Annotated in this window: 28 protein-coding genes and 2 tRNA genes; 14 read left to right on the forward strand and 16 right to left on the reverse strand. The window is 41.7% G+C overall.

The window, feature by feature from the left end; translation table 11 throughout:
* Window positions 1-13: 13 nt before the first annotated feature.
* A complete protein-coding gene (gene ssb, locus FTU77_RS00760) occupies window positions 14-601 on the forward strand; it encodes a single-stranded DNA-binding protein (RefSeq protein ID WP_078193176.1) in 588 nt (195 codons plus the stop codon).
* A 123-nt stretch (window positions 602-724) separates the two neighbouring features.
* On the opposite strand, the gene FTU77_RS00765 is transcribed toward ssb, so the two are convergent.
* Complete coding sequence (locus FTU77_RS00765) at window positions 725-1,189, reverse strand: hotdog fold domain-containing protein (protein ID WP_180054205.1); 465 nt, start codon at window positions 1,187-1,189, stop codon at window positions 725-727.
* A gap of 132 nt (window positions 1,190-1,321) precedes the next feature.
* On the opposite strand from FTU77_RS00765, the gene FTU77_RS00770 reads away from it, so the two are divergent.
* The gene (locus tag FTU77_RS00770; protein WP_180054206.1) at window positions 1,322-1,960 is read left to right on the forward strand and encodes a TetR/AcrR family transcriptional regulator; all 639 of its coding nucleotides are present in this window, start codon (window positions 1,322-1,324) and stop codon (window positions 1,958-1,960) included.
* Window positions 1,961-2,122: 162 nt separating this feature from the next.
* Entirely contained in the window at window positions 2,123-2,686 is a 564-nt protein-coding gene (gene ahpC / locus FTU77_RS00775; protein WP_078190520.1) for an alkyl hydroperoxide reductase subunit C, read from the forward strand.
* A gap of 68 nt (window positions 2,687-2,754) precedes the next feature.
* Here the strand turns inward: ahpC and FTU77_RS00780 are convergent, their stop codons facing one another.
* Complete coding sequence (locus FTU77_RS00780; protein ID WP_180054207.1) at window positions 2,755-3,678, reverse strand: LysR substrate-binding domain-containing protein; 924 nt, start codon at window positions 3,676-3,678, stop codon at window positions 2,755-2,757.
* 106 nt (window positions 3,679-3,784) lie between these two features.
* Window positions 3,785-4,417: an isochorismate family cysteine hydrolase YcaC gene (gene ycaC / locus FTU77_RS00785; RefSeq protein ID WP_180025950.1), complete on the reverse strand. Its 633-nt coding sequence runs from the start codon at window positions 4,415-4,417 to the stop codon at window positions 3,785-3,787.
* Window positions 4,418-4,739: 322 nt separating this feature from the next.
* Between ycaC and FTU77_RS00790 the strand changes: the two genes are divergently transcribed.
* The 3 genes from FTU77_RS00790 to FTU77_RS00800 all read left to right on the forward strand — a co-directional run bounded on the left by FTU77_RS00790 (window position 4,740) and on the right by FTU77_RS00800 (window position 8,176).
* The gene (locus FTU77_RS00790; RefSeq protein ID WP_180054208.1) at window positions 4,740-5,618 is read left to right on the forward strand and encodes a pirin family protein; all 879 of its coding nucleotides are present in this window, start codon (window positions 4,740-4,742) and stop codon (window positions 5,616-5,618) included.
* A gap of 430 nt (window positions 5,619-6,048) precedes the next feature.
* The gene (locus tag FTU77_RS00795; protein WP_180010613.1) at window positions 6,049-7,347 is read left to right on the forward strand and encodes an FAD-dependent oxidoreductase; all 1,299 of its coding nucleotides are present in this window, start codon (window positions 6,049-6,051) and stop codon (window positions 7,345-7,347) included.
* A 1-nt stretch (window position 7,348) separates the two neighbouring features.
* Window positions 7,349-8,176, forward strand: a complete 828-nt coding sequence (locus FTU77_RS00800; protein ID WP_180054209.1) for a cyclopropane-fatty-acyl-phospholipid synthase family protein — start codon at window positions 7,349-7,351, stop codon at window positions 8,174-8,176.
* A 51-nt stretch (window positions 8,177-8,227) separates the two neighbouring features.
* Here FTU77_RS00800 and FTU77_RS00805 read toward each other — a convergent pair.
* From FTU77_RS00805 to FTU77_RS00815, 3 genes are all read right to left on the reverse strand, one after another.
* Window positions 8,228-8,303 (reverse strand) — tRNA-Thr (locus tag FTU77_RS00805).
* A 190-nt stretch (window positions 8,304-8,493) separates the two neighbouring features.
* A complete protein-coding gene (locus FTU77_RS00810) occupies window positions 8,494-8,721 on the reverse strand; it encodes a hypothetical protein (RefSeq protein ID WP_078190515.1) in 228 nt (75 codons plus the stop codon).
* Between the two features lie 428 nt (window positions 8,722-9,149).
* Window positions 9,150-9,240, reverse strand: a tRNA-Ser gene (locus tag FTU77_RS00815).
* 122 nt (window positions 9,241-9,362) lie between these two features.
* Here FTU77_RS00815 and FTU77_RS00820 point away from each other — a divergent pair.
* Window positions 9,363-11,243 (forward strand): potassium transporter Kup, encoded by a 1,881-nt coding sequence (locus FTU77_RS00820; protein ID WP_180009243.1) that lies wholly within the window; start codon window positions 9,363-9,365, stop codon window positions 11,241-11,243.
* A gap of 202 nt (window positions 11,244-11,445) precedes the next feature.
* On the opposite strand, the gene FTU77_RS00825 is transcribed toward FTU77_RS00820, so the two are convergent.
* The gene (locus tag FTU77_RS00825; RefSeq protein WP_180054210.1) at window positions 11,446-12,162 is read right to left on the reverse strand and encodes a hypothetical protein; all 717 of its coding nucleotides are present in this window, start codon (window positions 12,160-12,162) and stop codon (window positions 11,446-11,448) included.
* Window positions 12,163-12,425: 263 nt separating this feature from the next.
* On the opposite strand from FTU77_RS00825, the gene FTU77_RS00830 reads away from it, so the two are divergent.
* Window positions 12,426-13,514: a DNA/RNA non-specific endonuclease gene (locus tag FTU77_RS00830; RefSeq protein ID WP_180054211.1), complete on the forward strand. Its 1,089-nt coding sequence runs from the start codon at window positions 12,426-12,428 to the stop codon at window positions 13,512-13,514.
* A 117-nt stretch (window positions 13,515-13,631) separates the two neighbouring features.
* Window positions 13,632-13,880, forward strand: a complete 249-nt coding sequence (locus tag FTU77_RS00835; protein WP_180002780.1) for a hypothetical protein — start codon at window positions 13,632-13,634, stop codon at window positions 13,878-13,880.
* A 97-nt stretch (window positions 13,881-13,977) separates the two neighbouring features.
* On the opposite strand, the gene aqpZ is transcribed toward FTU77_RS00835, so the two are convergent.
* Window positions 13,978-14,664 (reverse strand): aquaporin Z, encoded by a 687-nt coding sequence (gene aqpZ, locus FTU77_RS00840; protein WP_180054212.1) that lies wholly within the window; start codon window positions 14,662-14,664, stop codon window positions 13,978-13,980.
* 165 nt (window positions 14,665-14,829) lie between these two features.
* Window positions 14,830-15,840 (reverse strand): AraC family transcriptional regulator, encoded by a 1,011-nt coding sequence (locus FTU77_RS00845; protein WP_180054213.1) that lies wholly within the window; start codon window positions 15,838-15,840, stop codon window positions 14,830-14,832.
* A gap of 111 nt (window positions 15,841-15,951) precedes the next feature.
* Between FTU77_RS00845 and FTU77_RS00850 the strand changes: the two genes are divergently transcribed.
* The gene (locus FTU77_RS00850) at window positions 15,952-16,572 is read left to right on the forward strand and encodes a hypothetical protein (RefSeq protein WP_180054214.1); all 621 of its coding nucleotides are present in this window, start codon (window positions 15,952-15,954) and stop codon (window positions 16,570-16,572) included.
* Between the two features lie 373 nt (window positions 16,573-16,945).
* Here the strand turns inward: FTU77_RS00850 and hisF are convergent, their stop codons facing one another.
* On the reverse strand, window positions 16,946-17,707 hold the full coding sequence (gene hisF / locus FTU77_RS00855; RefSeq protein WP_306674445.1) for an imidazole glycerol phosphate synthase subunit HisF: 762 nt from the start codon (window positions 17,705-17,707) through the stop codon (window positions 16,946-16,948).
* A 110-nt stretch (window positions 17,708-17,817) separates the two neighbouring features.
* Here hisF and FTU77_RS00860 point away from each other — a divergent pair, with 110 nt between their 5' ends.
* Genes FTU77_RS00860 through FTU77_RS00870 form a run of 3 tightly spaced genes read left to right on the forward strand, consistent with a single transcriptional unit; the run spans window position 17,818 to window position 19,854 of the window.
* The gene (locus tag FTU77_RS00860) at window positions 17,818-18,768 is read left to right on the forward strand and encodes a homoserine kinase (RefSeq protein ID WP_111884520.1); all 951 of its coding nucleotides are present in this window, start codon (window positions 17,818-17,820) and stop codon (window positions 18,766-18,768) included.
* Between the two features lie 27 nt (window positions 18,769-18,795).
* Window positions 18,796-19,422: a DUF1294 domain-containing protein gene (locus tag FTU77_RS00865; RefSeq protein WP_180022370.1), complete on the forward strand. Its 627-nt coding sequence runs from the start codon at window positions 18,796-18,798 to the stop codon at window positions 19,420-19,422.
* 39 nt (window positions 19,423-19,461) lie between these two features.
* Entirely contained in the window at window positions 19,462-19,854 is a 393-nt protein-coding gene (locus FTU77_RS00870; protein WP_168378990.1) for a hypothetical protein, read from the forward strand.
* Between the two features lie 91 nt (window positions 19,855-19,945).
* On the opposite strand, the gene FTU77_RS00875 is transcribed toward FTU77_RS00870, so the two are convergent.
* The 6 genes from FTU77_RS00875 to hisB form a co-directional block, all read right to left on the reverse strand.
* Window positions 19,946-20,833, reverse strand: coding sequence for a DMT family transporter (locus tag FTU77_RS00875; protein WP_180054215.1), 888 nt, complete (start codon window positions 20,831-20,833; stop codon window positions 19,946-19,948).
* A 70-nt stretch (window positions 20,834-20,903) separates the two neighbouring features.
* On the reverse strand, window positions 20,904-21,635 hold the full coding sequence (hisA, locus tag FTU77_RS00880; RefSeq protein ID WP_078190493.1) for a 1-(5-phosphoribosyl)-5-[(5-phosphoribosylamino)methylideneamino]imidazole-4-carboxamide isomerase: 732 nt from the start codon (window positions 21,633-21,635) through the stop codon (window positions 20,904-20,906).
* 67 nt (window positions 21,636-21,702) lie between these two features.
* Window positions 21,703-22,380: a 3'-5' exonuclease gene (locus tag FTU77_RS00885; RefSeq protein ID WP_180054216.1), complete on the reverse strand. Its 678-nt coding sequence runs from the start codon at window positions 22,378-22,380 to the stop codon at window positions 21,703-21,705.
* 112 nt (window positions 22,381-22,492) lie between these two features.
* The gene (locus tag FTU77_RS00890; RefSeq protein WP_180054345.1) at window positions 22,493-23,023 is read right to left on the reverse strand and encodes a DUF805 domain-containing protein; all 531 of its coding nucleotides are present in this window, start codon (window positions 23,021-23,023) and stop codon (window positions 22,493-22,495) included.
* Window positions 23,024-23,168: 145 nt separating this feature from the next.
* Window positions 23,169-23,786 (reverse strand): imidazole glycerol phosphate synthase subunit HisH, encoded by a 618-nt coding sequence (gene hisH, locus FTU77_RS00895; RefSeq protein WP_180054217.1) that lies wholly within the window; start codon window positions 23,784-23,786, stop codon window positions 23,169-23,171.
* Entirely contained in the window at window positions 23,786-24,379 is a 594-nt protein-coding gene (hisB, locus tag FTU77_RS00900; RefSeq protein ID WP_067725592.1) for an imidazoleglycerol-phosphate dehydratase HisB, read from the reverse strand. The genes hisH and hisB overlap by 1 nt, the downstream gene beginning before the upstream one ends.
* Before the next feature lie 95 nt (window positions 24,380-24,474).
* On the opposite strand from hisB, the gene FTU77_RS00905 reads away from it, so the two are divergent.
* Window positions 24,475-24,852, forward strand: a complete 378-nt coding sequence (locus tag FTU77_RS00905) for a GNAT family N-acetyltransferase (protein ID WP_067725594.1) — start codon at window positions 24,475-24,477, stop codon at window positions 24,850-24,852.
* The last annotated feature ends 188 nt before the right edge of the window (window positions 24,853-25,040 follow it).

Raw genomic sequence — 25,040 nt, forward strand, 5'->3', positions numbered from 1 at the left:
AAGAATACGTCTGATGCGTGGTGTAAATAAGGTCATTTTAGTTGGTACTTTGGGTCGTGACCCTGAAACAAAAACTTTCCCAAATGGTGGTTCTCTCACTCAGTTTTCAATTGCAACGAGTGATTCATGGACAGATAAAAATACAGGTGAACGTAAAGAGCAAACAGAATGGCACCGTATTGTGTTACATAACCGCTTAGGTGAAATTGCACAGCAATATTTGCGCAAAGGTTCTAAAGTTTATATTGAAGGTTCATTACGTACTCGTCAGTGGACAGATCAAGGCGGTCAAGAGCGTTACACGACTGAAATTCGTGGTGAACAAATGCAAATGCTTGACAATAATCGCCAACAAGGCGAACAAGGTCAAGGCGGTGATTTTGGTCAGCCTCGTTTTAATAATCAACAAGGTGGTTATAACAATAACCAAAACCAAGGTGGCTACGGTAATAGCTCAAACCAAGGCGGTTATGGCAATAACCAACCGGCTCAAGGCAATAGCTATGGCAATAACAACCCAGGTGGTTTTGCGCCAAAACAACAGCCTGCACCGACACCGGCTCCTGCAGCAGCAGATTTAGATGACGACTTACCGTTCTAATGAACCTTAAACACAGCGTTTAAAACGGTAGATCATCATCAAAAAAAGCCCTCAATCTTGAGGGTTTTTTTTCGCAGGTCTCATCTTGAAAGATCAGTTTTATTTTGCAATTGAGTCGACGACTTATTTTTTTGCAGAAACCCACATGGTAATTACGGCTTTAAAAACGGCTTCATTACGCGTGTTGTTCACCACTACATTCACCAAATAATCACTCCCTGCATTCCACGTAAAATTAGCATCGACAGGCGTGGCAATGGCCGTTAAATCTGTATCGGCTTTTTTCAAATATTCCACAGTCATGCCTTTGGGAATCCAACGATGGCTGCTCGGAACGGTCACATCGGTCATGGTACCGCCAGCCAATTCAGCCATATTACACATGGCAATCGCGTGGACAGTGCCAATATGATTCAACACACTGCGCTGTTTTTTAATATGTAGTTCACAGTATTGGGGCTTTAATTCATCAAAAACAGGCGAAATACTGCTGAAATACGGTGCTTTTAAACACAGCAATTTTGAAAAAGTCCATTTCCCTGCGGGTTTGTTTTGGAAGGTCTTCCATAATTTTAATGCTTGGCTCATGCTTAATTATCCGTCATTATTCAGAATATAATTCTAATACAGAATATTGTTCTGTTAATGGCGTAAATGACGTCACAGCTATTAAAAAAAGCCAACATTGTTTTAAAATGACCCGAGCAAAGGAAAGTATCAATGTCGTCAAATCAAGCATTATTGCAACGAATTTACAGCGGTCGCAGAGCGGAACTTAAAAGGCAGATCTTAGGAGAAGCCCTTGCATGTTTTTTAGAACAAGGGATTGAAACGACGACGATTGAACTTGTGCGAGACCGCGCAGAGACCAGTGTTGGTGCGATTTACCATCATTTTAAAAATAAAGATGGTTTAGTAGCAGCATTGTATTTTGCGGCATTGCAAGATCAATTTGCGAAAAGGGCAGACGCCTTGACACAGGCCCAATCGCTGCAGGAAGGCATTCAAGCCATTTTGTGCTCGTATATAGACTGGGTCGAAGCGTATCCTGATTTTGCAGGATTCTTGTATGCGGCAGGGTTTAGTATGCGTAAGGAAACGCTACAAGCCGAGTTAAAACAACATAATCTACAACGCAATACCGCGCTGCTGGATTGGTTGACCGCACAATCCGATTGGCATTTGATCGAGCATTTACCCAAAGAATTAATGATGTCTTTGGTCTTAGGGGCAACGGAAAATTATTGTCGGGCATGGTTATCGCATAAAGTCAAAACGCCACCATCACACTATAAACAACAGTTTACACAGGCTGCTTGGCAGGCCCTCTGTATGGATATAAAGCCTTGCTCTCATTGAAATTGATTGGTTTGCTCGATGGAAAGGCAAAGATTGATTTAAATAATAAATCTAAAAATCCGATAGTTTTTATAAAAAAGTTCGGTTTTACCTATGATTTGATAAGTCGTATTCTAGCTTCAACAGATAAGCAATCCCTGAAATGAGTTAGAGGAATATCAAATGAGTTTAATTAATACTGAAGTAAAACCATTTAACGCTACCGCTTACCAAGACGGTCAATTTATTGAAGTTTCAGAAAAAGACTTCTACGGTAAATGGTCTGTGGTGTTTTTCTATCCTGCTGACTTTACTTTTGTATGTCCAACAGAATTAGGCGATCTTGCTGATCACTATGCTGAATTCAAAAAAATGGGCGTAGAAATTTATTCAGTATCTACTGATACACACTTTACGCATAAAGCTTGGCACGATTCTTCTGAAGAAATTAAGAAAATCGAATACCCAATGGTTGGCGATCCAACTTGGACACTTGCGAAAAACTTTGATGTTTTAATTGAAGCGGATGGTCTTGCTGACCGTGGTACTTTCGTAATTGACCCTGAAGGTAAAATCCAAATCGTTGAAATCAATGCAGGTGGTATTGGTCGTGATGCTTCTGAATTGATGCGTAAAGTAAAAGCTGCTCAATATGTACATGCACACCCAGGTGAAGTATGTCCTGCAAAATGGAAAGAAGGTGAAGCGACGCTTGCACCATCGATCGACCTAGTGGGTAAAATCTAATTTGGTGATCCAACCGTAGATTTAAAAAAGCCAGAACTCAGTTCTGGCTTTTTTTGTGGTCTAGAACATTAAACTAAATAGCCATCATGTTCTGGAGCATAGCCACGAACTCCATCGACTAAATAGTCAATTAATCTTTCCATGACTAGGCGTTGACCTTTGCGCGAAGCATATACCAATTGTACCGTACCGACATTTGAGCACCATTCGGGGAAGAGGTGAATTAAACGACCTGCCTCAATATCTGCTTGTACCGTTAAATACGGTAAGTCTGCGATGCCTAAACCATCGAGTACCGCATAATAAGCACCGGCTAAGTCATTGCTTTTAATCCGAGGTTGTAAGGCAATTTCAATCTGCTCTTGCTGTCCCGTATGATGCAAATGCCATTGATAGCGGTTTTTCTGTGTACCCAAAACGATACTCGGAAATTCTGTCAATTCGAAAATATGCTTTAACTCGCGTCCTTGTAAAAGTTCAGGACTAATCACTAAGCAATGCACGGTTTTAATCACGTCACGTACAATAATGCTCGAGTCTTCATTTTTACTAAAATTGGTACGAATCGCTAAATCAATGTCGTCATGCAAGACATCTACACGGCGGCTAGACAGCTCAAGTTCGACCTGAACTTTGGGATGATCTTTTAAAAATTGATTTAACAAGGGGCGAATTTGATGTTCCATCATGACCGGTGGACAACTAATTTTAACCAAGCCTTCAAGTTCACTTTTTTGCTTCAGGAGCACCTGATGCGCACATTCAACTTGTTCGATTACTTTTATGCATTCTTCATACAATTCTTGGCCTAATGTCGTGACCTTAAAGTGTCGGGTAGAACGCTGAATAAGGGTGACATTATATTTGGCTTCAAGATCTAAAATGCGTCGGCTTAATTTTGATTTTGTAATATTCGATGCTTCACTTGCAGCGCTAAAACCGCCATGTTTCACCACCAAGTAAAAGTAGTAATAATCATCAAATGAATGCATGGATCACCTTATGCAGTGAAAATTATTTCAATTCAAATCATCATACGTCAATTTATACATCAGGTATAAAAAAAGCGGCTCGAAGCCGCTTTTTACTACTGAAGGATTATTTCTTTTCAGTATTTTGCGTATAGCTGTTGATTAGGTTGCGGTAGTCCGGTATATGGTTGCCGAAAAGCGCACCTAAACCTTCAATATCATTACGCCAGTCGCGGTGTAATTCACACGCGGTACCAAACCACGTCATAAGCTGCGCACCCGCTTGCGTCATACGTTGCCAAGCTGAGTCACGGGTTAAATGGTTGAATGTACCTGAAGCATCGGTCACCACAAAGACGTCAAAGTCTTCTTCTAAAGCAGACAAGGTTGGAAATGCAACACAAACCTCAGTCACTACACCGGCAATAATCAATTGCTTTTTGCCTGTTGCTTTGACGGCTTTCACAAAGTCTTCATTGTCCCAAGCATTAATTTGACCTGGGCGTGCAATATAAGGTGCGTCAGGGAACATCTCTTTGAGTTCTGGAACCAATGGACCGTTTGGACCTTGTTCAAAACTGGTGGTGAGAATCGTTGGAAGATTAAAATATTTTGCGGCTGCAGCCAGTGCGAGTACATTATTTTTAAATTTATCTGGATCAATGTCGCGAACCAATGAAAGTAGACCTGTTTGATGGTCAACTAAAAGTACCGCGGCATTATCTTTGTCTAAACGAACGTAAGGTTTGCCCCATTTTATTGTCCTCTTTCCTGTTTGCAAGTACGCAGGATCAGATGAAATCTGCGTGTTAACTAGATTTAGAAAAGTTGTAAAAATGAGACAATGAAATGGGTTTAAATGAGAAGCTCAATCATAAAATTGGGATAATTCATCGTTATATATGACTTAAAGCTTAGAATTTCTGAATTAATGCTTGGTTTTGAGTGAGGTGCAGATTGTATGTCTGAGTATTGTTCTAAATTTGAGATATAGAATGCTATCTGGATGATGGCCATCAAGTATTTCAAAGCTTAAAATAAGCGCTATGTTCATCCTATCGTATGAATATAGGAGCTAAGAAATGAAAAAAGTAATTGGTGTTTATCGTAATCAGCAAATGCACTGGGTGGGCGATGGTTTTCCAGTCAAAAGCTTATTTTCCTATAATCGTCTAGGTCAGGCGATTAGCCCATTTTTGCTTTTGGATTATGCGGCACCTTATCAGTTCGATCCCACCACTGCACGGCATGGTGTAGGTTCACATCCACATCGTGGTTTTGAAACGGTGACTATCGCCTACAGCGGTGAAGTGACTCATAAGGACTCAAGTGGTGGTGGCGGCACAATTCAAACAGGCGATGTGCAATGGATGACCGCAGGGTCGGGTCTGGTGCATGAAGAATTTCATTCGCCTGAATTTACTCAAGCAGGTGGTCTTTTTGAGATGGTTCAATTGTGGGTGAATTTACCGGCAAAAGACAAAATGACTCAGCCTCGTTACCAAGCGATCACACGCCAAGATATTCCTCGCATAGACATGGATGAAGGTGCAGGGCATATTCGGGTGATTGCCGGTGAAATGGGTGGTCACCTTGGGCCTGCACAAACCTTTAGTCCAGTGAATGTCTGGGATGGTGAATTGAAAGCTCAATATGAAACCACCTTACATGTACCTGAAGGGCATAACACCATTTTGGTGGTCTTGAAGGGTGAGGTTGTGGTGAATGAAAGCCATAAAGTGCAAGACAGTTCGATGGTCATGTTTGCCAAAGACGATATCGCCATTCAGCTACAAGCGTTGCAGGACACACAATTTTTGTTGCTTAGCGGTGAGCCACTAAATGAGCCGATTCAAGGTTATGGCCCATTTGTGATGAATAGCAAAGCTGAAATCATTCAAGCCTTTGATGATTTCAATAACGGAAAATTTGGTGAAATTGCGCTGGTGCATGAAGCTTAAGCGAAAATCATGTCGTTGAAGTAGCCGAAAAAAAAGCCTCTGAACAGTCAGAGGCTTTTTTATTGAGCGCTGTAGTATTTATAGTTGTCATGATTTAAATATCATTTTACTTTTTATAAATTGTGATGAATTTATCACTTTCTTATGTGGCGCATCTTAGCAAGACTTGGCTTTAAAGTAAACCGAAAGTTATAAAAATGGTTAATTTAATTGTTTGGTTTTATAGAGTAATTAAAATTTTAAAGAAAAATATGTTTAAAAAACAAAGCTTAAATTGTGTGCTTTTTGACTGTAAATATTTGTAAATTTAACTTAAAAACGGCTGTACTGAAATCCATACAAAAAGTGCGAATCTGGTATTTTTTAATAGCTATTTTTAACTTCTGATCAGTCATACTTTTAAACTGTGTTTTATAGATGGAAAAGAAAATTGGAAATTGCAGTCATCGGTAGTGGCATGGCTGGGCTGGCTACCGCAAGAATTCTTAAAGACGCAGGGCATAACATTACAATTTTCGAAGCTCTGCCTGGTCGTGGTATGGATAGCCACAGCACTGAGTTTGAAGGCGGCTTGATCGATGCCCCTTTGCGTGTGATGAATCCACACCTCTGGAAAAATACCTTAAGTTTGGCGACCCATTTAGGGATTAAAACCTTCCCAGTCCGTACCTATATGGCATGCAGTTGGCTATTTGAAGATCGTACAGAAACGTGGTTGACCACCAGTCGTAGCCGTATTGGTAATTTCCCAATTATTAATAACCGGAAAGGCTTACAACAATATGGCTGGCGTTTAGTCAAAGGAATGTTGCAACTTAAAGCCGCGATCACTCGATTTTTTAAATCAAAAAATCAGGATATTACGCTTGCCGAATTCATTAATAAAAATGAAATTGAAGAAGTATTTTGGCATGGTGCGGTCATGCCTGTGTTGTATACCATTTGCACCTGTAACCCGAAAACGATTGGCGAATGGCCTGCTAAACCGCTGTTGATTTTCTTGCGTCAATTGACCAATGGCGATGCCTTGCTGCGTATCCAAGGTGGTACACCTGCGTTGGTTGATAAACTGATTGAAGGTTTAAATATTCAAAGTGGTACGGCAATTACCAAAGTGCACGAGCAAGACAATAAAGTCTTGGTGGAAACTGAGGCCGGAGCACATCATCTATTCGATCGTGTGGTTGTTGCGACACCAACCACCAAAACGGAAGAATTTTTAGATTCAACCCAGTTTGCTGACGATATTGAGCTCTTAAAGAAATTTAAATTTGAGCAAGGTCAATTGGTGATTCACACCGATCAAACAGTGATGCCGCCGAAGCGTAAAGATTGGTCTGTACTAAGTTATATGATGGATCGTAAATTTACCCGTCAGCAATTTACCGTATGGCTCAACTCCATTGAGCCGAGCTTGGTGGGTAAAACCCCTGTGTTCCAAACCTGGCAGCCAGTGACACCGATTGATCCTAAAAAAGTGATCTCTTCGGTCAGTTTGACACGTGCAGTGGTGGATTCACATACCGTGGCGCTGAATAAAGAGTTACAGCAACGACATTTATCCCCTGAACGTAAAGTCTTCTTCTGTGGTTCATGGTCTTGTGACGGTCTGCCGATTTTAGAGTCTGCGGTAACGTCTGCTATGCATATTGCAGAAATTTTTGGTGCACCATTGCCGTTTGTGGGTTTAAAACCTAAAGTGGAGGTAGCCCCTCAACTCGGTTACTAACATGAAATGGCTTCAAGCAATTCGTCAGCACATCCCTAGCCATAAATATGCGATTAACAGTCGACTACTCGGAGATGATGCGGAACTTGCTTGGAGCAATTTGGGCTATTGGGATGATGCAAAATCATCCTATCCTGCGGCCTGTCAAAAACTCGCTTTCCATCTTGCCGAATCCATTCAATTAAAATCTACAGATCGTGTTTTAGACCTCGGTTGTGGGCAGGGTGCGAGCTTGGTTTTTTGGATGGAACATTTTCAAATTCAAAACTTATCCGCAGTCGAATTGCAAACCGCATGTGTGGAAAAAATCCAAAAAAATTTAAATTCAAAGATTAAAATCCAGCAAGATTCATTTTTGAATTTAAAAAATATTTATCCACAAAACGCTATGGATGCAGTGCTGTGTATTGATGCTGCGTATCATAGTGAGTTGAATTCATTGCTTTTATCAGTCGTTGATGTTTTGAATTCAAAAGGACGCTTTGCTTTTCACTATTTGATGTTGTCCGATGCGTTTTTGAATTTAAATTCAGTGCAACGATTGAAATATCAAAGTCTGTTGAAAGCAGCAGATGTGAATTTGAAAAATTTAAATTCAAAGCAAAATTTACAACACCAAGTGCAACAGGCAGGTTTCGAAAATATCCAGATTGAAGATATCAGCGAATTCGTATTTCAGGGTTTTGCCGATTATATTCAAGAACAAAAAAGTCAGATGAGCCTGAGTCATGTGGATCAATTCAAAATCAAGATGACGGCAAAATTGTGTGAGAAGTTGTATCGAGACGGGCTGATTCGTTATGTGCAGATTAGCGCGAGGAAGCCATAAAAAAGAGGCTTTAAAAACATCAAAGCCTCACTAAAAAGCGAGGCTAAGAAATGGTGCCGGCACACGGATTCGAACTGTGGACCTACTGATTACAAGTCAGTTGCTCTACCAACTGAGCTATGCCGGCGTTGTGGAATGCATTCTACAGATTTTTTGAAGTGGTGCAAGTTAAAAAAACAGCAAATCGAATGTAATTTATACGTTTGATTTATTCAGCATTCGACCGATGTTTGGCTCTAAAAACCAGAGAAATAAAAATAGGTAATGTTTCGCCCACAAGATGTGGGCGAAAAAATAGGATGGGTGAGCGTTGAGTGCTATTTCATTCTTAAAATTTGGTCTAGATCCTGTGCGCATTCTTCAAGTGTATATGCCATCTCCAGTTGCATTTGGGGGCGGAGTTCATTGGCGAGCTTTCGCCATTCGTCAATCAGACGCTGTGCTTTTTGAATTTTATGTTTATTGATGTCTTTGGCAAGGGTTGGGGTATAGCCACCACGTTTGGCGTTCTTGATCTGCTTAACATAATTCTGGCTGTTATTCATGTTCTCTCCCGAATAGCAGTGATATATGAAATGTGTTTTTTAAGTTTTTCGTTGATCAAGTTAAAAGTACCGCAATCGCGTTTCAGTTCTATGATGTTTAAATTAATGAATAATTTTTTGAATAGTACCTATATTGAGAGGATGATTTATTTTTAGCATAGGCTTAAGTAATTGTCTTTAGAATATAAAATTTGTATTTGTAAATATACGTGTACTTATTGCTGCCAATAAAAAATCCATAAGTCGTGCATTAGGAAAAAAACGTGTGATTGAAATCCGTCAATCAGGACTTAAATACTGTGAAGTTATTGAGCTAAACAAATAGAAGATCAATTAGGGGGATATTTAATATTGAGAACAATAAAATTAAAAAAGGCCTAAATTTTATCAATTTAGACCTTCATTCTGCTTGGCATTGCAGTTTATTCTGGCGGTGAAAGAGGGATTCGAACCCTCGAAACGCTATAAACGTTTACACACTTTCCAGGCGTGCTCCTTCAGCCACTCGGACACTTCACCTTTTGCGCGGTGGATAATAGCGAAAAAAATATATTCTGCCAAGAGAAACAATTGAATTAGACAAAAACATCTTGAGCGGTGCTATGATTCGCAAAAATCCTGTCTAAATTGAAGACAATTATATGCAAAGTACTGCACAAAAAGCCGCATTGCCTGCCATCACCTTGGCAGCTTTGGGCGTAGTATTCGGAGACATTGGGACGAGCCCATTATATGCGCTGCGCCAATGTTTCCTCACAGCACACTTGGCGATTAGCGAAGCGTCTGTGCTGGGTATTCTGTCCCTGATTTTCTGGTGCATCATGCTGACGATTAGTTTTAAATACGTCAGCATCATCATGCGCGCAGATAACAATGGCGAGGGCGGTATTATGTCGCTGTTGGCCTTGAATCTACGAACCACACGAATTGCCGAAAACAAAAAAATCTACCTGATTGCCCTTGGCTTTATTGGGGCATCTTTGTTCTTTGGTGATGGGATCATTACCCCCGCAATCTCTGTGTTATCCGCGATTGAAGGCTTAAGTATTGCGACGCCGATGTTTAACCAATGGCTGCAACCCTTATCGATCGGTATTTTAGCGGGGCTATTTTTAGTGCAACGCCATGGCACAGGCACGATGGGTAAATTCTTTGGGCCTTTAACGCTCATGTGGTTTTTATCCATTGGTGGTTTTGGACTATGGAGTATTTCGCAAACGCCATTTGTATTGACCATGATCAGTCCACATTGGGCCTTCAATTTTGTGGTTCAGCAGCCTTATGTTGCATTTTTGACTATGGGTGCGGTTATCTTGACGATGACGGGTGGTGAGGCAATCTATGCCGATATGGGGCATTTTGGCCGACTCCCAATCCGCTTGGCATGGTTTATTGTGGTGATGCCGTGCTTGCTGTTGAACTATGCGGGTCAAGGTGCTTTGCTACTGCGTAATCCTGAAGCTTTAGCCAATCCATTCTATATGCTGATTCCTGAATGGGCATTGTATCCAATGATTGCTTTGGCAACTGCGGCCGCGGTGATTGCCTCTCAAGCGGTGATCACAGGGGTATTCTCCATGGTCAATCAGGCGATTCAATTGCGTTACTTGCCGCGTTTGACAGTGAAACATACCTCTGAAGTTGAACGTGGTCAGATTTATTTACCATTTATTAACTGGGCATTGTTTATCTCGGTGCTGATCTTGATCTTGCTGTTTGAAAACAGTGCGAATTTGGCCAGTGCGTACGGCGTAGCTGTGACCATGACCATGCTCTGCGGTACGATTTTGATCTCAGTTTTAGCTTATGGTTTATGGCGTTGGCCGGTTTGGAAAGTGGCGATTTTTGCAGTTCCATTTTTATTGATTGATTTGATTTTTGTTGCATCGACATCATTAAAAATCGCAGCGGGCGGTTGGGTTCCAATCCTGATTGGTGCGGTATTGTTTACGATTTTAATGACGTGGAAAGATGGACGGGCATTGGTGCTCAATCGGCTCGGTAAAGATGCTTTGCCTATTGACCTGTTTATTCGCAGTGTTAGCATGGGTAGTGAAACCAAGTTTGTTCCAGGTGATGCCGTATTCTTGACAGGAACGCCTGAGATCGTGCCTCATGCCATGTTGCATAATATTAAGCACAACAAAGTTCTGCATGAACGCAATATTATGGTTACGGTCAACACCCGAGATGTGCCATTTGTACCTGAAAATGAGCGGGTGATCACGGAACAACTAGATGATCGATTCTATCGAATCACGATGTTTTATGGGTTTAAAGACCAGCCGAATATTCCTGCGGCTTTGGAGCATGCGTATCGTGAATTGGGCTTTGAATTTGATTTAATGCAAATCAGTTTCTTTATTTCCCGAGACCGCATTATTCATACCTTGGGTGAAGGCATGGCGCCATGGCGAGAAAAGCTGTTTATCTCTATGCAGCGAAATACCAGTCCAGTCAGCGACTTTTATCAAATTCCAACCAACCGTGTGGTGGAGTTGGGAAGTCAGATTGAAATTTAAGTCCTAGATTGAACTTTTAGGCATAGATTTAATAGTTAAACACGAAAAAGCCAGATCAATTCTGGCTTTTTTTATCTGTGATAATTGAACTTTTTTAGTCCAAAGACATAGAGATCATTCTGTTGCTTTTTCCTGGGAGGAGTATGCGAGCAAAACAACAGAATGAAGATGTTGCGTTATTTCATCCTTGAAAATATGCTGATTAGTTGATTGTCGCGTCTACATCTGCAGAGGCTTCAGGCGCAGCTTGGATGGCTTCGTCAGCAACAGGTGCTTCTGGGTTGGCTTGAATTGATGCATCTGCAGGATTTACACTTTGAGTCTCAGGTGCTGCCATAAAAGCATCTTGTTGTCCTTGAGGAGCTTCAGGCAATGCAGCCGATGCGCTATCGGCATTCACTGGCGCTTCTGCAGAAGAGGCAATGACGGGTGCAGCGTTGTTATCCGCTGATACGGCTTCAGGTGCTTGCTGTGCTGTTTCCACAGGTGCTTCAGTTACCGCGGCTTCAGGTGTATTGGCCACTGCTGTTTGTTCAGTTGGAACGGACTGCTCTGTAGGTGCAGCAGCTACACTTTGTTGTTCATTTGCGAGTGCATTTTCCGCTTCAGTCACGGCTTGTTCAGCATTTGCAGGGACTACAGGGGCATTCGGATCGATTTGGTTTGCCTGAGCTTGTTCAGGGTTTAAGGGCTGTTCTGTTGCAGCGGCATTGACTTGTCCGGCAGGAGCTTCAACCAATTGAACTTGGCCACTTGAAACCAAGTCCTGAATGGAACCAGATTGACCATTCACGGTGGTCACAATTTTGACTTTAGACAAGCTTTCTAATGTATCACCGGGTTGAATCGGCGGCTCTGCAAATGCTGCTGCGCTCATTAAACCTGAAATTAAACCTAAACCTAAAATTTTAGAATGCATAATCAATCCGTATATTTTTATCGCAATTTTTCGTATTTTTACCTTGTCATAATTCTTGAGGCGAATTCAATGAAACATACGCAACTGCTTCATGACTTCCTATAAAGACCTGCACAACTGCGACATAAAGTTACATCAACTGCTGCTTTGTTAAACAATATTTGTGTGATTGTTAAGCAAATTAAAAAAGAAAAGTGTACTAAAATTTGCACCCTTGCTAAGCTGCGGAAAAATAGTCCTTTTAGAAGTCATTGTTGTAAGTCATGGTCAAAAAGAAACGCAATTCAGCAAATCTGCTTTCACAGTTATTTGGGCAAAATGGCATAAAAGTGCTGTTGGGTCTGGTGGCAACAGGAAGCTTTGCTATTGCTTTCGGGCAAGAAAAAATTCAACAACTTGTTTCTATGAGCAGCACTTCAAATAGCGCCTGTTTGGACCAATTTTATCGTGAAGTGCCACCTTATTTGGTCCGTGAAAGCCTACATAAAAACAGTTTTCCACTGTGTTTTAATGGCTTTAATGTCATGTATTCGGGGATATCCAAGACACCGCTTTGGGTTGCAGAAGCATTAACCCCCGCACGCCTGAGTCAAAAAATTCCGCGTGAAGATAACTTTCATGAAGAGACTCGCGTGCCGTCTGAATATCGGGCTTTGCTTTCAGACTATAAATCTTCAGGCTATGACCGTGGACACATGGCGCCAAATGCCGATATGCCCAATAAAGCTGCGCAGTTAGATAGTTTTTCTTTGGCCAATATGGTGCCGCAAGCTCCAAAAAATAATCAGCAAGTGTGGCGTGAGTTAGAAGAAGCCACACGGGCGATAGTGACCAAACAAAAGCAAGATGTCTATGTGGTAACGGGGCCGGTATATAGTGCGAAAAAATTAAAAACCATCGGGCAAGGGGTCATCGTGCCGACCGCTACTTATAAGGCGATCTATTTGCCGAAAAAAGGTGTTGCAGGCGTGTACTATGCGGACAATACCTTGCGTGATACGGCACCGACAGTCAAAGTCATGAGTATTTGTGCGCTAGAAGAACTGACTGGAATTAATTTCTTTCCAGAATTAACTGAAGACCAAAAGCGTAATACCTACCGTTTGCCACTCAAAGCCACCCAAGTAAAAGCAAATCAAGATATCGCTTATTTGCATTGGGATGCTGAAAGCCAGTGTGCTGCAGATGTCGCAGAAGACAAGATTTTAAGTTTGCAAAAAGAGTTTAAATCGAGTGGTGGTTCTGTGGGAGAGACATCCATGGCAAGCAGTGAAAATGACAACAATCAAGATGCCTTGGTCAAACAATTGATTGAAGAAATTCTGCAATATCTGCTACAGATTTTGAAATAATTGAGTAGATAATAGCGCTGAACTGCGAGCGATGAAGAGGATCATTGCTTGCAGTTGAAATCTTTTTCACGTATTTCTATTGCTGCATCACTACAACAAAAAAGAAGGATATCCATCATGTTCAAAGCATTTGAAAATGACACTGCGTCGCATGCAATTCATGACTTAACACTAGAAAATGGCCAAGATCGAATTAATATTTATGGCAATTTACAGGTGACGAAAGACCAAGCAGGTTTAGCTGCAGCGAAAGCTTTACAGGCATTTTTCAATGATGTGGTGACCACGCTTGAGGCAGAAACCAACTTAGCTGAAAAAATAGCGCAGGGCGGTGAAGAAAACGAAGTAGAAAATCCATTTCTTTAAAGCTGTGTCATCGGCCGTCGAAGGAAGCAAAGCTCAATTCGGGATGAATGAAAAAAAGCTCACAGATTGTGAGCTTTTTTATGGTGTCTTCTTCTATTTATTCGTCTTTTGCCATCAGTTTATAGATGACCGCACCAATCACCGCACCAATGATTGGGGCTACCCAAAATAGCCAAACTTGTGATAGCGCAGCAGTTTCAGCAAAGAATGCCACACCCATACTACGCGCTGGGTTGACCGAAGTATTAGTGACGGGAATGCTGATCAGATGGATCAATGTAAGCGCAAGACCGATCGCAATTGGGGTAAATCCAGCAGGGGCACGTTTATCCGTTGCTCCCATGATCACAATCAGGAAGCCAGCCGTCAGCACAATTTCAATGACTAACGCTGAGAGCATAGAGTATTTACCTGGAGATAATTCACCATAGCCATTGGTGGCAAAACCGCCGACTCCTGTAAATCCGGCCTGACCTTGTACAATGATGAATAGAATAAATGCGGCGAGGGTTGCACCCAGCAATTGAGAAATAATATAGGGTGCTAGTTCTTTCGCTTCAAAACGACCACCGGCCCACAAGCCGATACTCACGGCAGGGTTAAAATGTCCCCCTGAGATATGACCCAGCGCATAAGCAGCCGTTAACACCGTTAAACCGAAGGCCAGTGCCACGCCTGCGAAGCCAATGCCAAGTTCAGGAAAGGCCGCAGCCAAGACCGCACTACCACAACCACCAAAGACCAGCCAAAACGTACCGATCAGTTCTGCTAAATATTTATTCATTTAAAATTCCATTTGTTTTTGTCATTTGGAATAGATTTTCAATCTTTCACTCAGCATGAGTGCAATATAGTTGTGAAGTGTTGTTTTATTCATTTATTGAATATGCATAGCTTTAATGGATTTTGCTGAAAATCACAATATATAAAATGATAACTGCGTCACATTTTAACTTGCTGCTTCAATTTGCGATAAGCGCCATTGCTGTGGGGTTAAATTTCGCCATTGTTTAAAAGCACGTTGAAATGCACTCTGTTCTGAATAACCCAGCAGTAGCGCAATTTTTTGCAAACTTAAATGTGGGTCTCTTAAAAATTCTTCAGCCATCATACAGCGGACCTCCTGCATGCGTTGCTGATAGGTGCTGCCTTGTTGTTGTAAATGGCGTTGTAATTGTCGGACGGACAGATTCAGTTGAGTAGCGACATGTTCAATTTGGAACTGATTTTTTTGTAAACCCATTAAGATGGCTTGCTGTAAGCGTTGGTCGATTTGCGTGGTATTCGGCAGTTTTTCTAATAAAGACTGTGCCTGTTGCATTAACAGTTTTTGTAAGGTCTGATCGCCTTGGGAAAAGGGGCGAGACAGTTCTTGAATGGGAATAATAACCTTCGACTTTTCTTGGGAAAATCGAACTTTACAGCGAAAATATTGTTCATACTGAGCGACATTTTTCGGTGCAGGATTATGAAAATGCACTTCGTGTAAATTGATATCTTCAAAACGCATGAATAATTTTAGAAACTGCAGCATTAAGGCAATCGCAATTTCATCGGTCAATTGATTGGCCATATTCATGGGTAAATCATTCCAACCGATCGAGAAAAAATCATTTTGAATATCAATCAGCAATGGACTACCATCGAAGATTAAGCGATGAAAATCATGGTAGCGGAGCAGCGCTTCGCCTAAGTTTTCACAGGACAGGGCAATATACGCAATGATGCCAATATGTTTGGGTTGCACATGTTCTGCAATTTCTAAACCCAGCGCTGGCTTTTGGATCTTTTGATCCAAATCCATCAATAAATCACGCCAAACGGCATAATCAAAACGTTCTAAGTTTTGAACTTTATTCAGTTTTTCAGGAATAGCAATGCCTTGAGCTTGGTGATAAGCATAGAGCAAATGGCCCAGTCCTCCATAGACCGATCCTGTATAGTCCTTGAGTTGTTGCATATTTTTTTAATTCTAAATTTTGTCGTGTTTTGTCAATAATATTAAAAAAAACGGTCAATATCTAGCTCTTTTCATTACCTATAGTGGAGCTAAGAAAAGGAGATATTGGTCATGTTAAAAGGTTTTATTGCAGGGTTGGTCGTCGCCAATGCCTTTGAATGGTTCGCGCATAAATATGTTTTGCATGGGACACATCGGTCAGGCAAGCCACGTTTTAGTCCAGTACCGAAAAGCATGAAATCACATTGGGAACATCATCGTGAAGTTCGAAAAACAGATTTTCATGATCATGGCTATGTTGAAGGTGTACAGAACTGGCGCACGAAAAATGAAATATTGTCTCTGGTGGCAGTTTCAGCTGTATTTGTCCCGCTGTTTTATCCCATTTCCAAAGGAATAAGTTTGTCGGTGCTGTATTGCGCAGGGAATTATTATTATATCCATCGTCGCGCACATCTTGAGCCAGAGTGGGCGATGAAAAAGATTCCATGGCACTATGACCACCATATGAACTCAAATCAGGATGCCAATTGGTGTGTGACTAAGCCGTGGTTTGATTATATTTTAGGGACGCGGGTGATCTCCTCGGCAAAATTACAGGAACAGAACCCATTGGGTGTGTTACTACCGACAGCGATTGCGAAACCATTGTCACACTGGGTCAATCGGGTATTTCCTGCAAAGTGGGTCGCTGAGCGTGAAAAGCCAGTTGCACTTCTTGAAACGGTCTAATATGAATGCACTGTGCGTTTTGACAACGAGCGTTGCTACCCATTTGAGCTGTCGCAATTTGTCAATAAATTATGAATCTACTGTCAATCAAATACAGTGTAAATGCCCTATATTTAAATCATCAAAAGGCTTGTACACGACGAGTTGATTGATGAAGTTGCTATGTATATTTTTTCATTTGTTTTAAGTATCAGACCAAGTGCTGTAGTTTTTCTTGGTTTATAGGAGCCGACAAGGCTCCTTTTTTTATGTCTATCGTTGATGAATTAAATCGACGATTCGCTGCTACAAATCAATGCTTTGCATCAAAAACATCAAAACAAAAAAAGAGCGAATCATCGCTCTTTTTAAATCTTCATTGAAAATGAATCAATTAAAGGCGCATTTCAATGCCTTGTTCTGCTAGATATTTTTTCGCTTCAGGAATGGTGTGTTGACCAAAGTGGAAAATAGAGGCTGCAAGCACCGCATCTGCACCACCTTTTAAAATGCCATCGGCCAAATGTTGGAGATTACCGACACCACCAGAAGCAATGGTTGGAATGGTCACACGGTCATTGATGTTACGCATCAGTTCAAGGTCATAACCGGCTTTGGTTCCGTCAGCATCCATCGAGGTGATGAGTAATTCACCTGCACCGAAGTCCGCCATTTTTACTGCCCATTCGATGGCATCGATACCGGTTTCTTTACGACCACCGTGGGTGAAAATTTCCCATTTATTGTCGCCAGTTTTTTTTGCATCAATCGCAACCACAATACACTGTGCGCCAAAACGCTGAGAGGCTTCTTGTACAAATTCAGGGTTATAAATAGCCGCAGAGTTAATCGAAACTTTGTCCGCACCCGCATTTAATAACAGGCGGATATCTTCTACTTTACGCACGCCACCACCGACTGTTAATGGCACAAATACAGACTCAGCCATACGCTCTACCGTACGGTAAGTGGTATCACGACCATTTGAGGTTGCGGTAATGTCTAAGAAGGTAATTTCGTCCGCACCTTGTTCGTTATAACGGCGTGCAACTTCAACTGGATCGCCTGCATCACGAATATCAAGAAATTGAACACCTTTCACTACACGACCGTTGTCCACGTCGAGGCAAGGAATAATACGTTTAGCAAGCATAATTTTTTCCAAAAATAACAGCCGATTATGAAACTTCGCGACTTAGATGCTACACCTTAGTAGTCGGAGCGGTTATTCTATCAAAAATATGTAAGTTTTTTCGCAGGTTTTCTATGTCGGTTTATACCACTTTGACTTTAAAGGAAGTTCAGGATTTTGCAGCACCTTATGGACTGGAGGTGATTGACCTGATTCCGATTCAAGGCGGTATTCAAAATACCAACTATTTTATTGTTTGCGAAAATGGCACGCAGTATGTATTAACTGTTTTTGAAGAGATGGACGAGCAAGGTGCAGGGGAACTGGTCCCTGTACTTGAACATTTGGGGCAGGCTGGTCTAGCTGTGCCTGTACCGCTGAATCATTCGGGTAAAGCGATTCATAGCTTAAAGGATAAACCTGCACAGATTGCGCCACGCATGCAAGGTCAACATCCCATGCCTGCGAGCTTAGCGCAAGCAGAAGCGATTGCTGTAGCCCAAGCGAAAATGCATGTGGCTTTACAAGATTTCCCTTTGGAACGTGCAGAATATCGTGATCATGCTTATTGGTTACAAGTTTCACGTGATATTCGTCCAACATTAAATGAAGCAGATACCACGTTACTTAACAATCTGTTGGGCTTATATGACATCTTAACGGCGATGTATCCAGACCGTCCTACCGGTTTTATTCATTCTGATCTGTTCCGTGACAATACTCTATTTGAAGGCGATCAACTCAACGGCATTTTAGACTTTTATGAGTTAAATAAAGACGAACTCTTGTTTGATATTGCTATTACTTTAAATGACTTTTGTACTGAATATCCGGATGTACATTTGAATGAAGACAAAGCCATTGCCTTTTTAAATGCCTATGAAAGCGTGCGTCCATTAACCGCAGATGAAAAATCATGCCTAGAGTTATATTTGGCGATGGCGGCAGGTCGTTTCTGGATGATGCGTTTACAGGTGGCACAGAAAAATGCGGCAGAAGGCCGTACAGGGGATGATATTTTGCAGAAAAACCCTGCTGAAATGCGTAATATGCTGATTGAACGATTAAAATTCGTCACTGCATAAATTTTAAAAACAACGAGGGGGAAAAGCATGCGTGATCAAGGACGCTTAGTAGAATGGTTTGATGACAAGGGCTACGGCTTCATTCAACCGAACGATAGCACCAAAGATCGCGTATTTTTGCACATTAAAGATTTTTCCCGTCCCGGCCCACGACCAATCGTGGGCTGCGCGTTGGATTATGCTGTGATCTTAGACGAACGCGGACGCTTTCGTGCACAGCAAGTGCATTATTTAAAAGCCTCACAAACCAAAGCTACACAACGCCCTAATAAAAAAAATGTGGTGCAGATGCCGCGTCAGGCAGAGCCGATGCAAATCTTGTGCATCATTTATATCCTCGCCTTGGCGGGTTTGTCTGTGGCGGGTTTACTCAGTGGCATGGTGCTGCTTTTTGTGAGTATTATCAATGTCCTGACCTATTGGTTCTACGCTCAAGATAAAGAAGCTGCGCAAATGGGGAACCGACGCGTGCCAGAAAATACACTGCATCTTTTGTCTTTTTTAGGTGGGTGGCCGGCGGCATGGCTGGCTCAGCAACGTTTGCGGCATAAAACACAAAAACAACCATTTCGAAAAATATATTTCTGTACTATAGCCTTTAACATATTACTGATTTTATGGCTGATTTCACCATTTAATATCCTGCATATCTAGGGTGGAATGATCCGCAAAATCATCATGACGGAGAGCGAAATGAATTATTCCATTGATAAAGATCCAAACCGCCTGCTCACGATTATTTTGTATATTCTTTATATTGTGGCGATTTTTTCTGCCGGCTTGCTTGCGGTCCTCGCGTTGATTATCAATTACGTCAAACGCAGTGATGTGCGCGGCACGATTTTTGAAAGCCATTTCACTTGGCAGATTCGCACGTTTTGGTGGTATCTCATTTGGAACATCATTGCTTTCGTGCCTTTTATTTTTCTGTTCTTTACCGGCAATAATGCCAATGCTTTTGCAGGTGTAGCACTGGGAGCGAGTACCTTCTGCGTCACGGTAATCGGACTGTCTTGGTTATGGATTGTGTACCGCGCGATTAAAGGTTTAATCCGTGTCAATGACAACCGACCGATGTATGAGTAATGCGAGTTTAAAGATTTTTAGCATAAAAAATCTTGGCATCAAAAAAGCGACCTTATGGGTCGCTTTTTTGTTATGGGAAAGGATGCTGAAATTAGCGTTTCTTTAACCGTTTCGGCCGCCATTCACTCACAATCACACCCAGAACAACACACAGTCCGCCAATGAGAGCGAGCGGTGTTAAGCGTTCACCTGCAAGCCGCCCAATGATCGCGGCCCAAACCGGTTCACCTGCATAGATGATTGCTGCCTGTGCAGGGTCAACCATGCGCTGCGCCCAGTTCATCACCAGTTGAATGACGGCGCTAGCTAGCCCCAATCCGCAGAGTACAGCGATTAATGGCCATTCAAATTTTGGCAAAGTGGTTTCACCCACTAGTGGGGCAAAGCAAAAACAGAACAGAGAGGCAAATGCCAACTGTAGAACCGTCACTCTGCGCAGATTGACGCGGGGTGCAAAATAACTGATCAAGATAATTTCAAAGGCAATGGCAATCGACCCGAACAGCGTAATGATTTGTCCAAAATTGAGCTGAATAGCGCCAAAACCATTACCAGTTAAAAAGACCAAACCGACAAAAGCCAAACTTACTCCCAGCCATGTCATCAGATGTGGTTTATGCCGAAAACAGAGCCACATAAAAATCGGAACCAGCGGGACATACAGCGCGGTTAAAAAAGCCGATTCGCTGCTGCTGATACTTTGTAAGCCGACCGTTTGTGTCGCATAGCCAATCGCAATCACAGCGCCAATACTTGCGCCCGCAATGACATCGTATTGAGAAAAATGTCTAAGATATTTGAGCGATAACAGACTCACAGCCAGTGCAGCTGCGGCAAAACGTAGACCGACAAACAGCACGGGACTGCTGAAATTTAAACCGTATTGCACGGTGATAAAACTGGCACCCCAAATCATGGTAATCAGGATGAGTGCGAGCTGCGGGAACTTGGCTTTCCAAGCAGATTGGACGGTTGACATGTGTATTTGATTGTTCGAAGAGGGGAAATAAAAAAAAGAGGCCCGAAGACCTCTTTTCTGCTCGGGTAAATTACAAGCTTTGTTGATCAAGCAGTAATTGAGCTTCACGAAGGTTCAATGTGCCTTCATAAATTGCACGACCGGTAATCGCACCTAAAATGCCCGGTTGGCCTTTTAAGTTACGCACGTCGTCAAGGTTGGTCACGCCACCCGATGCAATAACAGGTAAGCCTGAATACGTTGCAAGGTTAACGGTTTGTTCAACGTTCACACCTTGCATCATGCCATCACGTGCGATGTCGGTGTAGACAATGCTTGATACGCCAGCATCTGCAAAGCGTTTTGCCAAATCAGTAGCTTTCACGTCTGTGACATTTGCCCAACCATCTGTTGCCACCATGCCGTTCATGGCATCGATACCGACAATGATATGGCCTGCAAATTTTTTGCACGCTTCTTCAACAAATTCAGGCTCTTTCACTGCTTTTGTACCAATGATGACAAACGATACGCCTGCATCAAGGTAATGTTCAATGGTTTCAAGTGAGCGGATACCACCACCAATTTGAATTGGCAATTCAGGCTGTGCTTTAGCAATCGCTTCAACCACAGGCTTATGAATCGGTGTACCAGCGAAAGCACCGTTTAAATCTACCAAATGTAAGCGACGCGCGCCTTCATTTACCCAATGCTGTGCAGTTGCCACTGGATCGTCAGAAAATACGGTATCGTCTTCCATACGACCTTGTTTTAAACGGACACATTTGCCATCTTTCAGGTCAATTGCAGGGATGATCAGCATGCTTTCGCTCCTTGCCTAATCTCGTTAAATTCGTTGTGTGCCATCTTAGCAAAGTATTGCTAAATCTCTAAGCCTCAGTTTCAGCTTTTATTTTATTCGGGCGAATGCGTAATTTTAATGAAGTGTTGGGGATGTGTTTAGGGAGTAAGCCTAAACGAAGTAATTCCTCAAAGACCAGTACAGGTGCATAAGCATCGGCAGCCGCATATTGAATTTGGGGTGGAGTCAGTATTTTGCGTGCCCAGTTGGAAGTACTGATTTTTTTACTTTTAGGAAAATTCAGCTGAAATAAAAGTGCCATGGCATTTTTTAGCCCCATGGGATTAGGAAAACCAAAGGCGGAGAAGCATTTAGACAGTTCAATCACACTATTCAGTTCAATGCCTTTTTTACGAAAAAGATGCGCATCATTCTTTAAACCAAAGCCCACTTTAACTTGATCTCGATTTTCAAAAACAGGTTTTAAAAATTCTAATATTTGAGGGTTAATTTGAAATAAATAGGCTGTGTCATGACTGGCCAATTGAATCAGATGTGGGCCCGTTGAGACTTCACCGACTTTAAAAGTGGGTTTGGATTCGGTATCAAAACCGAATAATGCACAGCTTTTCAACTCTTTTTCAAGTGCAAGACATTGTTCAATGCTGTTAATGATATGAATGTGTTGCAGTGGAAGATTCTGAAATACAGGCAATTGCTGAATTTGTTCTTTGCTGGGCAGGGTTTGAAGCAGTGGCTCTTCCATAACAATTGATAGCGTGGTTTATTGTCATTCAGCTTAATGGTTTTTCAGGCTTTAGGCAAAAATAAAGCCTGCATTAAGCAGACTTTGATGACAGTGTATAGATGAGAAGCTGTTATTGGTTTTGCTCGGCTTGTTGCTGGATTTCTATTGAGGTTTGCTGTGCGCGCTGTACATAGTCTTGATAAGCAGGAATTGAAATTGCTGCAACAATACCCAAAACAAAGCTAAGAGGAATAAAGATGATATAGATCCAACCTAAGATTTTTCCCCAGCCCTTTGTTTCTCTTGCAGTACCAAAATTATTACTGCCTTCCATTCCTTTAGCACAGTATAAATAGATCATGAAAATCAGATTGGCAAACGGAACAAGTATAAGTAAGGATAACCAACCTGCTTGATTGCGGTCATGTAAACGACGTATTGTAAATACAATGGAAAAATACAGAAATACAATATAAATGATTGGAATAAAAATTCCATTTAATTCGATTGGTGAGCTTGGAAAAAAATACTTTATAAGATAAGTGGATAAAAGTAGAACAGCGATAAGAGAGCTCAGGCCCATCCATGCAGCATATGAAAGTCGACCAAAGCGACCACTTGCGCTAAAACCTGAATCATTTGTTTGAACATTAGATGACATTTTATTCCCCCTTATAGTTTTAAAAAAAATTATTTTAAATATTTGTATGAATAATAAGTATTTTTTATAAAAAATTAAAGAAAAATTCGCAAAAATAAAAAAGCCCAACCAGAGTTGAGCTTTTAAAATATTTAAAAATGGATATTTAGATTTTCCATTCCACAAAGTTTTTCAGCAATTGCAAACCAGCAGTATGGCTTTTTTCAGGATGGAACTGCGTAGCAAACAGGTTTTCTTTATACAGCGCCGTACAGAACTCTAAACCGTAATCACAAGTCGCAGCGACTAGGGCAGTATCTTTCGGTTCCACATAGAAACTATGGACGAAGTAGAAACGTGCATCCTGTTCAATGTCTTTCCACATCGGATGGCTTGGGTCTGCCTGATGCACCTGATTCCAGCCCATATGCGGAACTTTTAAACCTGCCATCTCTGGAAAATGCTTCACTTCACCTTCAAAAATACCCAGCGCATCTGTACCGCCATTTTCTTCAGAGTGCTGCATCAATGCTTGCATGCCGACACAAATTGCAAGAACAGGCTTGTTGAATACGGCATTGCGTACCACTTCATCAATACCTGCTTCATGCATGCCTTGCATACAGTCACGCATTGCGCCTACACCAGGAAATACGATTTTATCGGCTTGAGCAATCAGCTTGGGATCATTGGTTACATCTACAGTTGCACCCACATGTTCCAGGGCTTTGGCTGCAGAGTGTAAATTTCCCATGCCATAGTCAAGAAGGGCAATACGGGTCATTACAAAGTACCTTTGGTTGAAGCAACAGTATTTTCTGCACGTGGATCGATTTCACATGCCATACGCAAAGCGCGTGCAAATGCCTTAAACACGCTTTCGATTTGGTGATGGCTGTTTTTACCTTTCAGGTTATCAATGTGCAGCGTCATTAAGGCGTGATTTACAAAACCTTGGAAAAATTCAGAGAATAAATCCACATCAAAACGACCAATCATCGAACGTGTAAAGGGAATATCCATAAACAAACCCGGACGACCTGATAAATCGACCACGACACGACTTAAAGACTCATCCAGTGGTGCATAAAAATGACCATAGCGTTTTAAGCCTTTTTTGTCGCCAAGTGCTTGCGCAAATGCTTGTCCGAGTGTGATCCCGCAGTCTTCTACGGTATGATGATCATCGATATCCAGATCACCATCACAGTGAATATCGATATCGAATAAGCCATGTCGCTTGATTTGATCAATCATATGATCTAAAAATGGAACACCTGTGTTGAGGGTGCCTTGACCCGTACCATCAAGATTCACCCGAACTCGAATTTTGGTTTCGTTAGTGTTTCTTACCACTTCACTGATACGTTGCGTCATAGACACGTTCCTCAAAAAACGTCAAAAATGATGATGTAAAAATTTTTCGCGATGACGAAATCATCGCATATTAGATTGCTCAGGAGGGTTAATCAATGCCTATTACCGTACATGCTTATACTTCACTAGAAAATGACGAAGTGCGCAGCCAGCTTGAGCGACTGTATGACACTAGCCCGGAATTTGGAGATGGGCAGGATGCCATTGAACAACTAGAGCAAAACTTGGCTCAGTATACCTTAGTTTACACAGCAGAATTTAATACTAAGTTGATTGGGGCGATTTGGTGCACTGGACAAGGGGAAAGTAGAGTTTTGGAAAATGTTGTGGTTCATCCTGCGAACCGAGGACGCGGTGTTGCGGAAAGGCTGGTGAGTGAAGTCTGCCGAATGGAAGAAGAAAAAGGCGTGAAGACGTTTGAACCGGGATGTGGGGCAATTCATCGTTGCCTGGCGCATTTAGAAAAAATTTAAGCTTGAATAGATTATAAAAAAGCAGCCATTGCGCTGTTTTTTTATGCCTAGAAATAGTACTGGTTAAATAATGAATTGAGTTTTAAATAAAAAATAAGCAAATAACATGATATTTGCTGTAAAAATAAACGTTTGTTTCAAAAAGCATAAAACCTGCTTGACTGAAAAACACTTAAATTGTTTAATAC

Source organism: Acinetobacter sp. YH12142, from assembly GCF_013418435.1.
Lineage (GTDB): Bacteria > Pseudomonadota > Gammaproteobacteria > Pseudomonadales > Moraxellaceae > Acinetobacter > Acinetobacter amyesii.